The 13,845-nt window shown below is 60.8% G+C and carries 13 protein-coding genes; 4 read left to right on the plus strand and 9 right to left on the minus strand.

Annotated elements, in window-relative coordinates; genetic code table 11:
- Nucleotides 1-1,284: 1,284 nt before the first annotated feature.
- Entirely contained in the window at nucleotides 1,285-2,100 is an 816-nt protein-coding gene (locus ACWF6P_RS29575) for an AraC family transcriptional regulator (RefSeq protein ID WP_452623420.1), read from the minus strand.
- A gap of 143 nt (nucleotides 2,101-2,243) precedes the next feature.
- Between ACWF6P_RS29575 and ACWF6P_RS29580 the strand changes: the two genes are divergently transcribed.
- The 3 genes from ACWF6P_RS29580 to ACWF6P_RS29590 all read left to right on the plus strand — a co-directional run bounded on the left by ACWF6P_RS29580 (nucleotide 2,244) and on the right by ACWF6P_RS29590 (nucleotide 4,824).
- Nucleotides 2,244-3,251, plus strand: a complete 1,008-nt coding sequence (locus tag ACWF6P_RS29580; protein WP_452623421.1) for an iron-siderophore ABC transporter substrate-binding protein — start codon at nucleotides 2,244-2,246, stop codon at nucleotides 3,249-3,251.
- A gap of 81 nt (nucleotides 3,252-3,332) precedes the next feature.
- Nucleotides 3,333-3,551 (plus strand): hypothetical protein, encoded by a 219-nt coding sequence (locus ACWF6P_RS29585; protein WP_452623422.1) that lies wholly within the window; start codon nucleotides 3,333-3,335, stop codon nucleotides 3,549-3,551.
- A 97-nt stretch (nucleotides 3,552-3,648) separates the two neighbouring features.
- Complete coding sequence (locus tag ACWF6P_RS29590) at nucleotides 3,649-4,824, plus strand: RtcB family protein (RefSeq protein WP_452623423.1); 1,176 nt, start codon at nucleotides 3,649-3,651, stop codon at nucleotides 4,822-4,824.
- 82 nt (nucleotides 4,825-4,906) lie between these two features.
- Here ACWF6P_RS29590 and ACWF6P_RS29595 read toward each other — a convergent pair whose 3' ends face one another.
- From ACWF6P_RS29595 to ACWF6P_RS29620, 6 genes are all read right to left on the minus strand, one after another.
- Nucleotides 4,907-5,212, minus strand: coding sequence for a DUF2469 domain-containing protein (locus tag ACWF6P_RS29595; RefSeq protein WP_003942715.1), 306 nt, complete (start codon nucleotides 5,210-5,212; stop codon nucleotides 4,907-4,909).
- Between the two features lie 37 nt (nucleotides 5,213-5,249).
- On the minus strand, nucleotides 5,250-5,930 hold the full coding sequence (locus ACWF6P_RS29600) for a ribonuclease HII (protein WP_378631236.1): 681 nt from the start codon (nucleotides 5,928-5,930) through the stop codon (nucleotides 5,250-5,252).
- A 50-nt stretch (nucleotides 5,931-5,980) separates the two neighbouring features.
- On the minus strand, nucleotides 5,981-6,784 hold the full coding sequence (gene lepB, locus ACWF6P_RS29605) for a signal peptidase I (protein ID WP_452623424.1): 804 nt from the start codon (nucleotides 6,782-6,784) through the stop codon (nucleotides 5,981-5,983).
- Nucleotides 6,785-6,839: 55 nt separating this feature from the next.
- Nucleotides 6,840-7,181 (minus strand): 50S ribosomal protein L19, encoded by a 342-nt coding sequence (rplS, locus tag ACWF6P_RS29610; RefSeq protein ID WP_003942791.1) that lies wholly within the window; start codon nucleotides 7,179-7,181, stop codon nucleotides 6,840-6,842.
- 89 nt (nucleotides 7,182-7,270) lie between these two features.
- Nucleotides 7,271-8,158, minus strand: coding sequence for a hypothetical protein (locus ACWF6P_RS29615; RefSeq protein WP_378533783.1), 888 nt, complete (start codon nucleotides 8,156-8,158; stop codon nucleotides 7,271-7,273).
- A gap of 104 nt (nucleotides 8,159-8,262) precedes the next feature.
- Nucleotides 8,263-10,602, minus strand: coding sequence for a Tex family protein (locus ACWF6P_RS29620; RefSeq protein WP_452623425.1), 2,340 nt, complete (start codon nucleotides 10,600-10,602; stop codon nucleotides 8,263-8,265).
- 75 nt (nucleotides 10,603-10,677) lie between these two features.
- Between ACWF6P_RS29620 and ACWF6P_RS29625 the strand changes: the two genes are divergently transcribed.
- Nucleotides 10,678-11,664, plus strand: a complete 987-nt coding sequence (locus ACWF6P_RS29625; RefSeq protein ID WP_452623426.1) for a serine hydrolase — start codon at nucleotides 10,678-10,680, stop codon at nucleotides 11,662-11,664.
- Nucleotides 11,665-11,690: 26 nt separating this feature from the next.
- Here ACWF6P_RS29625 and rffA read toward each other — a convergent pair whose 3' ends face one another.
- Both rffA and ACWF6P_RS29635 read right to left on the minus strand, forming a co-directional pair.
- Nucleotides 11,691-12,833: a dTDP-4-amino-4,6-dideoxygalactose transaminase gene (rffA, locus tag ACWF6P_RS29630; RefSeq protein WP_452623427.1), complete on the minus strand. Its 1,143-nt coding sequence runs from the start codon at nucleotides 12,831-12,833 to the stop codon at nucleotides 11,691-11,693.
- Nucleotides 12,823-13,809, minus strand: a complete 987-nt coding sequence (locus tag ACWF6P_RS29635) for a glycosyltransferase (protein WP_452623428.1) — start codon at nucleotides 13,807-13,809, stop codon at nucleotides 12,823-12,825. The genes rffA and ACWF6P_RS29635 overlap by 11 nt, the downstream gene beginning before the upstream one ends.
- Between the last annotated feature and the right edge of the window lie 36 nt (nucleotides 13,810-13,845).

Below are 13,845 nucleotides of genomic sequence, written 5' to 3' on the forward strand. Positions count from 1 at the left end.
GCACGACATCCAGCTGTGGTCTAATTCGCCCGACGAGGAAAACCTGGAACTTCCAGCTTTGTACTAAACTCCATAAATTCGAACTACCTAGTTGTCGAATTCCCTACAAGCAAACACCCCGTCCCACGAAGACAGCAGGGAAGGTCTCAGGAAGCAAAGTGAGTCAATATAGGCGTAAGCAAAGGCATTCTACGCGAAGCACCCAGGCGGTCAACGTCGCCGGGACTCTGCTCCGCCCGCCAGATCTATTCACGATTCGTTCGAAGTAAGCAGACAGGCTCTTGGCGAACATTTTCTAACTCTGAAAAGACAGTCAACTCTTCGAATTTACCCCTGACCGAAACCATAAGAACTCCGCGAAGCTTTCACTTGTATAGTCTGTCCGACGGATTGAAGTTGCAATCAACTCACCCACAAACTGAGCGGCTTACACAGCAGAAAGTTGGTTCTCAAGTGACGCAGCCACCCAACTCTCCATTTGACCAACCGAACTACGAGCCCCGACCACCGGAATACTGGCTCGCTCAGCACCAAGCACCGTCGCCAGAATCGGATCAACCTTACGAACCCCATTCCGAACACGAGACAGAGTGGCGATTCGCAGGTGTACCGCCGGTTGGATTCGTACAGGCCGACTCTCCCCTCCCTTCCAACTACCTGCCAAATATCGTGGCAGCTTTGCTTGCATGTTTCGGGATAGTCGTCGGAAGCCTCGGTCCATGGGTGACATTTCTCAACTTCTCAAAGTCCGGTGTCGACGGAGACGGCGTCCTAACACTCGTTCTCGGCGCGGTGGCAGCAATCGCACTGTTCACTATTCTGTCTAGAGGAGGAAAGGCAAAGTTTGGAGACCGGTGGGTCGCGCCAGCGGTAGGCGCAATCACGGTCGTGATCGGAATAATCGACGCCATGAACGTGTCCGACGTAGAAGCAACAATTCTTCGCACCACCGTTTCTCCATCGATCGGGTGGGGGCTTTGGGTTGTCCTCCTGTCTGGCGCAGCATTGTGTGTTACAGCTTCTACGGTTGCGCAGATTGCCGGAAAACGCTCACGCTGAGGACATTTCTGAATTTTGTCTAATCGCCGTCGAAATGCTGCCCGTAAGCGATTGACCGATGTTCTAGACGCAGCCTTGAATGACGAATCCGATGCCCACGCCGACGCTCAGCCTCCACAAAGCCAGCCTGGGTGTACGGGAGATTGCCACCCTCAGCTTTTAGCCTGTCGACGCGAGCAAGATCTATCAACTCTCGTCTCCGCGTGTGCGGCGTCGGTTTCCAATTCAGCGAATCATTGCATCAGCTTTCGCGCCGTACCTGGCGGGCGTCGTACCAAAAGTTTCGCGGAATGCGGCGATGAACCCACTACTGGTTCGGTAACCCACCTGCGGGGCAACGTCGTTGACGCCCTCACCCCGCGCGAGCATCTCGAGTGACGCATACATGCGTGCACGAGTTCTCCACTGTCCGAAAGTAATCCCGGTATCGGCGACAAAGGCGCGCATCAAGGTTTTGGAACTGACCCCGAGTTCGCCTGCCCACTCCCCTAGTGTTCGTGAGTCTGCCGGATCTGCGAGGATCCGGGTAGAAACCGAACTCGCCGCAGCGTTGCGCGGAACCGCGAGGACATCGTGCCGTTCGGGTGCCGCAGCAAGAATGTCGTAGAGCAACTCCTGACTCATCAATCGCCGAGCATCATCGATGGTCCGATCGGCGAGATGCCGCAGCAGTTGAGCAGACAAAGCATCGACTTCGAGAACAAGTGGCTGAGTCCACCGCGGCCCGGCAGGGCGTAGATCCGGACGCGCATAGGCCGCGATCATGCATCCCTCCGTCAGAAGAGTCATGTCATGGAGGACGGTGCCCGGCAACCAGACCAAGTGCTCGCTGTGCAGGTGCCACACATTGCCCCCGGCAGCGATCTGCATCGTCCCTTCGCTCATCCAGGCGATCTGATGCTCCGGGTGGCGGTGAGCCCCGTACGCGGTCACGCCGTCGACGACGTTGGCGTAAACCTGAAAATCTTGAAATGTCCGTCTGCGACTATCGGGCAGCGCTAACAAGGAATTTGGGCGAGTCGAGTACTCGATAGTGGACATTTGGCGTCTTTCTGGGCGTATCCGAGTCCATCGGGAAGGATGGACCGACGATTCTTCAAAGGTTAGCCTCACTTTATTGCTGACGAGACCAGTTCAGCACTTCATGCGGAACTCAGATCACTCGCCCACCACTTCGAAGGAGCATGCACGTGCCCTCACGCAGCACCCGAATCCTCGCCGCCTTACTCACGACGGCCGCGATCATCGGGTTCTCGACCGCCTGCGGAACCTCGCAAGGCGTCGACACCGCATCAGCGACCCCGAGCAACGACGCATTCCCCGTGACGATCGAGCACGCCCTGGGTTCGACGACAATCGACACCGAACCACAGCGCGTCGTCACACTCGGGTACACCGATCACGAACCACTGCTTGCCTTGGGAGTTGAACCCGTCGGCATGGCCGAATGGTGGGGGTCCGGCATGGATGAAAGTTGGCCCTGGACGAAGGACTACTGGAAGGGAAAGACTCCGACCTACATCAACAGCGGCGGAGACTTCAACTTCGAGCAAATCGCCTCCCTCGCACCAGATCTGATCCTCGCGCTGTACGCCGACATCGACACGGAAAACTACAAGAAGCTGACCTCGATTGCGCCGACTGTCGCGCAGAGCAAGGACTACGACGCGTACACAACGCCGTGGACCGACATGACGCTCACGGCCGGGCGCGCCCTCGGCAAAGGACCACAAGCTCAGCAACTGATCGCGGAAACCGAAGACGCATTTGCCGCTGCTCGCGCTGCGCACCCGGAGTTCGCCGGGCAAACCGCAACGATCGTCAACCTCGACACTCCCGAGGGATACGTGTTCTCGTCGCGCGACCCACGCGGCATCTTCCTCTCGTCACTCGGGTTCACCCTCCCCCCGACGGTCGACGCATTCGTCGGCGATCAGTTCGGCGACTGGCTTCCGAACGAGCGCTACGACATCCTAGAGCCCGTCGACCGCTTGATCGTGATGGCCGACCCAGAGGGAGAGAAAGCCCTCGCCGGCAACACCCTCTACCAGCGGCTACCCGCTGTGAAAAACGGAAATTCGATAGTCGTGCGGTACACCGCAAACCCACCAGTCGGCGCGGCGATGTCCGGCAACACCGTCCTGAGCATTCCGTATGCCATCGACCAACTGACCGCCACGTTGTCGAAGTGAACAACAGGGCGGGTATCGAAAATATGTTCGAAGAGTGCTAGCCTCGAAATCAGGAAGCACTCACGGACATCGAGGATCACCATGGACGAGGTACCGGACACCGCGTTAGATCTGGCTCGACTGGTCGACGAGCTGACGGTTCTCGACCAGCGACGCGTCGACATCGGCGAGAGCTTGGTTCATCTCGAGTACCTCTACTCCCAGATGGGCGCACGACACCAAGCAGATGCTGCCCGAAAAGCCTTCCAGGAGAAGTACGTCGGACGAATCTACGAACTCGCAGACGGCCTGCGCACCTGAAAAGGGGTTGCACACAACCACTGACGGAGCGCATGGTCATTCCTGCACGACACACCGGACCGATCGGTTCGGCTGTGAACTATGTGGGAGAAATCTGATGGAGAAGATCACCAAGAGGCTGTGGAACTGGGCATCGATACTCGACGAGAATACTCGCGAGCAAGCGCTGCGTACGTCCCAGATGCCTTTTGTCCGTCCACATCTGGCATTGATGCCGGATGCGCACCTCGGTGCGGGAGCGACGGTGGGTTCGGTCATTCCGACGGAAGGCGCAATCATGCCCGCCGCCGTCGGAGTCGATATCGGCTGCGGAATGATCGCAGTCAAAACCCAGTTCAACGCACGCGACCTGCAAGGCCGCGACCTGAGCATTCTTCGCCACAGCATCGAACGCTCCGTTCCACTCTCGGCGGGTGTCTACAACAAGACGCTGAGCGACACGGCGCAAATCCGCATCGCAGAACTCGAGACCATGGCGGGCGATCGTCTACCCTTCTACGACAAGTTCAAGAACAACTGGAGGTTTCAGCTCGGAACGCTGGGTTCTGGTAACCACTTCATCGAGGTGACGCTCGACGAAAGCGACGGCGTCTGGCTGTTCCTGCACTCGGGTAGCCGCGGTATCGGAAACAAGATCGCACAGCATCACATCAAGATCGCCAAGGACTTGTGCGAGCGGTGGTATATCAACCTTCCCGATCCGGATCTTGCCTACCTGATCGAGAAGACACCCGAATTCGACTCGTACATCACCGATCTGAACTGGGCTCAGCACTTCGCTCTGCTCAACCGCGAGGAAATGATGGACCGCGTCGTGAAGGACTTCGCGCACTTCATGGGTGACGGCACGATCATCGACGAGATCGAGCGGATCAACTGCCACCACAACTTCACGCAGAAGGAATTCCACATGGGCCGGGGTGTGTGGCTGAGCCGCAAAGGTGCGATCAAGGCCGACGAGGGCACTCCCGGGCTCATCCCCGGTTCGATGGGGACAGCGAGTTACGTCGTCATCGGTAAGGGAAACGTGCCGTCGTTCAAGTCCAGCCCCCACGGCGCGGGCCGGGTGTACGGACGTAACCAGGCACGCAAGACCTTCACCATCGAAGATCTCGACAAGGCGATGGTCGGAATCGAATACAAGCGCTCCGCGGCGTTCCTTGACGAGATCCCGGGTGCCTACAAGGACATCGACGTCGTGATGGACGACGCGAAGGACTTGGTCGAGATTCGACACACGCTGCGTCAGATCGTGAACGTCAAGGGCAACTGACCCCGCGCAACTCCGCGAAAGACGAAGTGCCCCGCCGATATCGGCGGGGCACTTCGTTGTCGAGCAGTCAGGCAAGCACAGGTCAGTCAGGAAGGCGCAGATCCGGCTTGTCCAGCTCTTCGATGTTGACGTCCTTGAACGTCACGACGCGTACGTACTTCACGAATCGCGCCGGGCGGTACATGTCCCACACCCACGCGTCGGACATCCGCAGTTCGAAGTAGATCTCCCCGTCTGAATTGTGGGGCAGCAACTCGACCGTGTTGGCCAGGTAGAAACGTCGTTCGGTCTCCACGACGTAGGAGAACTGTCCGACGATGTCCCGGTATTCGCGGTAGAGCGACAGCTCCATCTCGGTTTCATACTTCTCGAGATCCTCGGCACTCATCGGTTTAGCCAGTCCTCCCAGTTCGTCTGAACTTCCATCATCCCGTACGGCCTGCGCGTTGTTCCAACCGGACTCCCGCAGCCACCACGTTGGCGTAGGTCATGCGATGCTCGGGGCACGGCCCAAGCTCGTCGAGAGCGTCCATGTGCAGGGGCGTGCTGTATCCCTTGTGAATCGCGAAGCCGTATCCGGGATGAGTGTTGTCCATCTCGGTCATCACGCGATCTCGGGTCACCTTCGCGAGAACGCTGGCCGCAGCGATACATGCGGCGGCGCCGTCACCGCCGATGACCGGTAGCGAGGGAGCCGTCAAACCCGGAACCCGGAACCCGTCGGTGAGGACGTAGCCCGGTTCGAGGTCGAGGCCCGCAACTGCTCGCCGCATCCCCTCGATGTTCGCGACGTGGATACCGATCTGGTCGACTTCCGCGGCGGGAACAGCGATGACACTCCACGCCAATGCCAAGCGCTTGATGGCTGGGAAAAGCTCCTCGCGAGCACGTTCGGTCAGCTTCTTCGAATCGTCCAGACGCGCCAGTGCCGCTTGCGGTTTCGGTGCCAGGACACACGCTGCAATGACGAGCGGACCAGCGCAGGCTCCGCGACCGGCTTCGTCGACGCCGGCGACCGGACCGAGTCCGGTTCGCGCCAACGCAGACTCCATCGTCCGCAGACCTGCCGATCTGCGAATGACAACGCGAGGGGGCCAACTACTCACTGTCTCTGCCTACTCGGAACTACGCGAATCCATGTGTGCGGTCCGACAACTCAATTGCCCTGAATATCAGGCGCATCGACGCCGCCCATTCGCGACGGGGGAAGGACGATGAATCGTGCTTGGCCGATGATGTTGTCGACCGGGACGGTTCCCTGGAACTCGTCGTCGACGTGGTAGCGCGAATCGGCGGAATTACTCCGGTTGTCACCCATGACCCATACGTGTCCCTCGGGCACGGTGATCGGTCCGAAGCAGCGCCCCGACTTCAGTTCGGTGTCACACGTCTGTGTTCCCGGAGTAAACGGGAAGTCCATCTTGATGTACGGCTCGTCGAGTGGTTTGCCGTCGACCAGCACTCGGCCCTGATCGTCACAGCATTCGACGGTCTGGCCGCCGGTTGCGATCACTCGCTTGACCAAATCGTTCTCGTCGGGCGGGACGAGGCCGACCCACGAACCGACCTCTTGAATGCCGCGGACGACAACGTTGTCGGACCGATTGGACACATACTTCGTGTTCCACGAATCGGGTCCCTTGAAGACGACAACGTCGCCGGGTTCCGGATCGCCGAAGCGGTATCCGATTTTCTCCACCACGATGCGGTCACCGGTACATCCCGCACAGCCGTGCAGTGTCGGTTCCATCGACTCGGATGGGATGAGAAAAACTCTGAAGACAAATGCCTGAAGAACGATGCTGAGTACCAGCGCAACGCCGATCAGAACAGGGAGTTCTCGCAGGAACGATCGCTGTTTCTTCTGCGGCCGATGTGAGGTCGGTTCCTCGGAACCGCTTGATCCCTCGTGATTCTCGGGTCCGGACGACAATGCCTGCTCCTTCGAAGAATCTGCCACAGAAACCAGATTAGCCCGACACCGCGCGTGCGCGGTGCCGGGCTCATCGGAAAGATCAGCGCTTTTCCTTGATCTTCGCCTTCTTGCCACGAAGCTCACGGAGGTAGTACAGCTTGGCGCGACGGACGTCACCGCGGGTCAGAACCTCGATGGAGGCCAGCGTGGGGCTGTGAACCGGGAAGGTGCGCTCGACGCCGACGCCGAAGGAGACCTTACGGACGGTGAAGGTCTCGCGAACGCCGCCGCCCTGGCGACGAATAACGACGCCCTTGAAGACCTGCACGCGCTCCTTGGAGCCTTCGATAACCTTGACGTTCACGTTGAGCGTGTCGCCGGGACGGAACTCGGGGATGTCGTCGCGGAGCGACTTTTTGTCCAGGAAGTCCAGGGTGTTCATATGTCATCCTTGTATTTCGCAGGAGCAGAGGAACCGAGCGGCACGCGTTTCAGTCTCCCGAAACGGCGCTCGTCTGGTTCGTGCCCAGATCAAGTGCTGCTGCCTGGTCCAGGCAACCCGTCCATTGTGCCAGACGCGGACACCAGTGGGGAAATCGGTGGTGGCGGAGCCGCGTGGATGGTGTGGTCCAATTCCTGCTCGGCCGCCGTCATGGCATGTTCGACGCTCGGCGATCCGGCAATGAGATCCTGTACGTAGATCTTGGCGCGGATGACGGGCCGACGCCATTTCCGTTCACGCTCGAGAGCGCGGTTCATCCGTTTCGGCTTGCGCGTGTATCGCCAACGTGCCCACGGCGCACCCGGCCGGCTCAGGCGAAGCGCGCCGATTACCAGCAACGGAAAGACGAACAGGCCCACGAGGCCCGTCCAGATCTTCCCCTTGAGAATCACGATGGCGGCCAAGGCGAAGTTGATCAACGCGAAAAAAACGAAGACCAACTTGATCCACGGATCTCGTTCTTCACGGAATCCGGCGACGTCCAGCAGTTCGAGCGGGCGGAAACCCAACAGCACCAGACCGGTCACGGCTATCGCGACGAAGACCGCGTCAACCGAGGTCCGACCTTGCTCGGACCAGTACACGTCCTTCAGGTAGAAGATCAGTGCAAACTCGTCGAGCACCAATGCCGCACCCATACCGAAGATCGCGGCCAGTACGGCACCGGTGGTCTGCGAACCGTCGACGTAGACCGCAATCAGCGCACCACCGGAGATCATCATGGCGATCACACCGAATACGACGTGATGCACGTGCTGACCGCCTGGCGCGATGTTGCCCGGCCACCATTTCACCTTCGCGCGGATCATCCGGACGCTCAGGCGGATGAAAAGGAAGGCGGACAGGAACCCGAGAAGGAAGAACAGCAGCGGCAATCGGCCATGGGCGATGATCTCTCGCTCGAGCCACTCCCGCATCACTGTCCTCCCTTCACCGAATTCATGATCCGACCCTGATCGGATTCATACCGCGAACCGACTCGATTGTGACGATACGGACTTCGAAAACCCGGCGTACGGCTTTACTTGCCGAATCCGGCCTTGCGCAGCGCGTCGGCCATCGATCCTGCGACGGGCGTGCGGTTGTCCGGACGCGACTCGCGTCCACCCTGTCGCCCTCCGCCACCTCGCTGCTGGCCCTGGCCCTGACCCTGACGTGGAGGCTGGCCCTGTCGCTGGGGTTGCCCACCTCGCGGGCCTTCGGACTTGCGGGGAGCGCCCACCTCGTCGTCGAGTCGGAGCGTCAGCCCGATGCGTTGGCGCGCCTCGTCCACTTCGAGAACCTTCACCTTGACGACGTCACCCGACTTGACGACCTCTCGCGGATCCTTGACGAAGTTGTGCGACATAGCCGAGACGTGAACCAGACCGTCCTGATGAACCCCGATGTCGACGAAGGCGCCGAAGGCCGCGACGTTGGTGACCACACCTTCGAGCGTCATACCGGGCTTGAGGTGGGCGACCTTTTCGATGCCTGCGGCAAAAGTCGCGGTCTTGAACTCGGGTCGCGGATCTCGTCCAGGCTTTTCCAACTCGGAGATGATGTCGGTGACGGTCGGCAGGCCGAATCGCTCGTCGACGTAGTCGGACGCCTTGACCGATCGAAGTGCCTGCGAGTTTCCGATCACGGAGCGCACGTCCCCGCCGGCACTCGCGACGATCTTGCGAACCACCGGATACGCCTCCGGGTGGACACTCGACGCGTCGAGGGGGTCGTCACCGTCAGTGATCCGCAGGAAGCCGGCACACTGCTCGAATGCCTTGGGGCCCAATCGTGAGACGTCCTTGAGGCCCTTGCGGGATTTGAACGGACCGTTCTGGTCCCGATGCGCGACGATGCTCTCCGCGAGGGAGCCTGCAATTCCGGACACCCGAGCGAGCAGCGGCACGGATGCAGTGTTGACGTCGACGCCGACCGAGTTGACGGCATCTTCGACGACGGCGTCGAGGGAACGTGAGAGCAGCGATTCGGTGATGTCGTGCTGGTACTGACCGACGCCGATGGACTTGGGATCGATCTTCACCAACTCCGCCAACGGATCCTGCAGGCGACGCGCGATGGACACCGCACCGCGAATCGAGACGTCGAGGTCGGGAAGTTCCTGCGACGCATAGGCCGAAGCCGAGTACACCGATGCGCCTGCCTCGGACACGACGATCTTGGTCAGGTTGGGCGCACCGGTCTTCTTGATCAGTTCGGTAGCGAGCGTGTCGGTCTCGCGTGAAGCCGTGCCGTTGCCGATAGCGATCAGTTCCACGCCGTACTTGGTGACAAGCCCGGCAAGCGTCGCGAGAGCAGCGTCCCATTTGTTCTGCGGCTGGTGTGGGTAAATCGTCTCGTAGGCAACAACTTTGCCGGTTCCGTCGACAACGGCAACTTTGGTTCCTGTGCGGAATCCGGGGTCGAGCCCCATGGTGGGTCGTGCGCCGGCGGGGGCCGCGAGGAGTAGATCCTTGAGGTTGGTGGCGAAGACGTCGACGGCATCCTTTTCGGCCGACTGTCGCAGACGCATCCGGGTGTCGATACCGAGCGTGACCGCGAACTTCGTCTTCCACGCCCACCTCACGGTGTCGAGTAGCCACCCGTCCGCGGCACGGCCACGGTCGGCGATCTCGAACCGCGACGCGATGCGGCCTTCGTAGACCGTGCGCTCCCCCGGCGCGAGCTCTTCGGTGTCGGCGGCCATGTTCACCGACAGCACTTCTTCCTTCTCTCCGCGCAGGACGGCGAGGATGCGATGCGAAGGCAATTTGGAGAACGGTTCGGAGAACTCGAAGTAGTCAGCAAACTTCGAGCCATCGGATTCCTTGCCCTTGCGGACTGAGGAGACGACCTGGCCGCGACTCCACATCAGCTCGCGCAATTCGCCGACCAGATCGGCGTCCTCGGCGAAGCGCTCCACGAGGATCGACCGGGCTCCGTCGAGTTGCTCGTCCGAATACTGCGCGGGATCGGTGGTGGAGTCGCCGATAAGGGCATCCGCGACGGGTTCGTGGCCGGCCTCACGGGCGATCTGCGCCTTGGTACGACGCTTCGGCTTGAAGGGAAGGTAAATGTCCTCCAACCGCGCTTTTGTCTCGGCCAGCATGATCTGACCACGCAATTGATCGTCCAGTTTGCCCTGAGAGTCGATCTCCGTGAGCACGGCGTCACGACGGTCGTCGAGCTCGCGGAGATACCGCAGCCGCTCGTCCAGGAGTCGCAACTGAGCGTCGTCGAGCGTGCCGGTGACTTCCTTGCGGTACCGGGCGATGAAGGGCACCGTGGCTCCGCCGTCGAGAAGGTCGACTGCTGCTGCAACCTGGCCTTCGCGGACGTCGAGTTCCTCGGCAATGCGCTGGTTCACGGTCTTGAGAATCACGAGATCCGACCCTACCGCTATCCTGAGACAAGAAGATCGGCAACAGTGCCGTGTCAGGGCTACCGGGGGAAACAGATGAGTACGCGGTACGTCCGGATTGCCGCAATGGCGGCCGCAGTTACTTTTGCGGCGTCATGCAGCGGCGGACAGAACCCGGATGATTCGATGCAGACCCCCGCCTTCCCCGACACCAATGTTCCGGTCGCGGAGACTCTCGACGGTCGACTGGCGCAAGCTCAGGTGGCGGCGCTCGGGCGCGGCGCGGACGTCTCCATCGCCATCCTCGACCGCTCCTCGGACAAGTACCTCGATGTGTCAGGCGACCAACAGATCGAAACCGCCTCGGTGGCAAAGCTATTCATCGCAGAGGATCTACTTCATCAGGACGCGCGAGGCGAGCGGCCGATCACAGACGACGACCGCACCCTCATAGCGGCGATGCTCGAATCCTCCGACGACACCGCAGCCAACCTCCTGTGGGACGAGGTCGGCGGCCAAGAGGTGATCACCCGCGTCGCCGAGCGTTACGCACTGACCGCGACGACGCCGCCGTGGGACGGAATGTGGTGGAACACCGAGACCACGACCCGTGACCTGGTCACCTTCTACAACGCCGTCCTCGACGACTCCGACCAACTCGGACCCGAACGGGTCGACCAGTTCGTCGAGTACCTGCGGCAATCCACTCCAGAAGGAACCGACGGTTACGACCAGAGGTTCGGACTGCCCGAGGCCCTGTTCGGCGAGCCGGTCATCGGAGTCAAACAAGGCTGGATGTGCTGTGTCGAGGACAAGTGGATACACCTGTCCACCGGCATCGTCGGTGACGACAACCGATACATCATCGCGATCGGTTCGCGAGAAGACGTCCAGTACACGGACGAGGACAGCTTCTATCCCGACACTTCGTTCACCGATGCTGTCGACGACGAAAGTGCACTGCACGCACGCGACACGGTCACCGGCGTCACACAAATCCTCTTCCCGAGCGGAAGCATCGACGACTGGGCGGCAGCATCCACGACCACGGATTCGGTGATGCCCGAAGCTTCCGGACCCTGATTCGGTCCACGAGAGTCTGTTCGAACTCAGTCTTGGTTGTACTCGAGCACCGAACTGATGACCCGCTCCTGCTGTTCGGACGTGAGCATCGGCCACAGGGGCAGTCGAAGGATCGACGCCGAGAACTCGGCACTACGCACGCACGGCTCCGGCGTTCGTCCGTAACGCACACCAGCCGCACTCGTATCCAACGGAATGTAGTGGAAGGGCGCCACGATCCCGTCGGCGGCAAGATGCCGAATCAAGCCGTCACGGCTCTCTTCGGTCGACATCTTGAGATAGAACAGGTGCGCGGTGTGCTCGCGATCTTCGGGCACCGCCATGGGCGCGACATCGTTCGCGGACGCCCACTCGCCCAGACCCACGCTGTAGGCATCCCAGACGCGATGTCTGGCCGCCTGAATCGCGTCGAACTCGGAGAGTTGTGCGTCGAGGACGGCGGCATTGAGTTCACTGGGCAGATAGCTCGACCCGATGTCCTGCCACGAATATTTGTCGACCTGTCCGCGTAGGAAACGCGCACGGTCGGTCCCCTTTTCACGGATGATTTCGGCGCGAGTCATCAACTGATCGTCGGAGAGCAACAGCGCGCCACCCTCGCCGCAATGGACGTTCTTGGTGTCGTGAAAACTTTGCGTACCGATTGTTCCGATGGTGCCGAGCGCACGCCCGCGCCACTTTCCGCCGAGCCCGTGAGCGTTGTCTTCGATCAACGCGACGCCGTGGCGATCCGCGAGGTCGAGTAGAGGTTCCATGTCGGCGGCGACTCCGCCGTAATGCATGACGAGTACTGCTTTTGTGTGTTCGGTGATCGCCGCCGCGACGCACGCCGGATCGATGTTGCCGGTACTCGGATCGATGTCGACGAAAACAACAGTGGCCCCGCGCAACGCGACGGCGGTTGCCGCCGAACTGAACGCGAAGCTCGGAACGATCACCTCGTCGCCCGGGCCCAATTCGAGCAGCAGGGCACCCAATTCGAGTGCGTGCGTGCACGAGGTGGTCAGCAGGGCATGCGTGGATCCGGTGATCGTTTTGATGGCTGCAGTCGCGGACTTGGTGAAACGCCCGTCACCGTGAATGTGATCGGACTCCAGAACCGTTGCCAGATTCGACAATTCGTTCGAGGCCCGATAGGGGCGGGAAAAGATGATTCGATCAGTGCTCACGAGTACGCCGATCGATCGAGGTTCCCGGCCGCGGTGAATCGACAGTCAGATACAGCGGCTTTCCGACGAGGACGTGCAGTGCCACACCGAGGTATTCGGCGATCAGCCCGAGCGAGAACAGGATCGCACCTGAACAGACCAGCAGCGCCATGATGATCGACGCCCATCCTTCGGGGTCGTTGTTGTCGCCGGTCATGGCCTGGATGAAGATCACCGCGGCCATGATCACACCGGCCGACGCCAGTGTGACTCCGAGCAGACTGACCAGCCGCAGACCGCGGGTTCCGCTACACAACACCATCTTCCAGAACAACGAGAACAAACGGCGATAGTTGTATCCGGATTCCTCGCGGCCTTCGGCTCGAAGTGTCACCGGTGCCGTGGCGGTGTTGCCGACAACCCACGTCAGCGCGACGTCCAGATACACGCCGTTGGCGGCGACGCCGGCCAACTGTCGACCGATGTCACCGCGGATCAGGCGGTAACTTTCGAATCTCGTCGAATCAGGGAACGCGAACACCGTCGCCAAGACGATCTTGGCGCCGCGCGAGGTCAGATTCCGCAAAAATCCGTGCGGACGGGTGTTCGTGGGTTTGGAATACACGAGATCGGATCGCTCCGTCAGCGCGGTGTCGAGGAAAGCCCCGATGTGCACCGGGTCGTGCTGGCCGTCCTCGTCCATCGTCACGATCCACTGGCCAGTTGCCGCGGCCATGCCGGCGATGGTCGCCGCGTCCTGGCCGTAGTTGCGGCTGAGCCACACGACACGCACCTGCTCGAAACGGCGCTCCAATTCGAGTAACACGACGTCGGAGCGGTCCGGGCCGTTGTCGTGGACCAGCACGATCTCGTCGACGGAGAACAGCGCACCACCAGGCGTCGCACTCGGTGCGCCCAGGGCGTCCAACTCCTCGACGAGCGCTGTGATCGTCTTTTCGCCCTGATAAACGGGCACTACGACGGAAATCGAGTGCACTCGCTTCCACTCCCTTCAGGGGGATCGACTGGCGCC

This window comes from Rhodococcus sp. NPDC055024 (assembly GCF_053608585.1).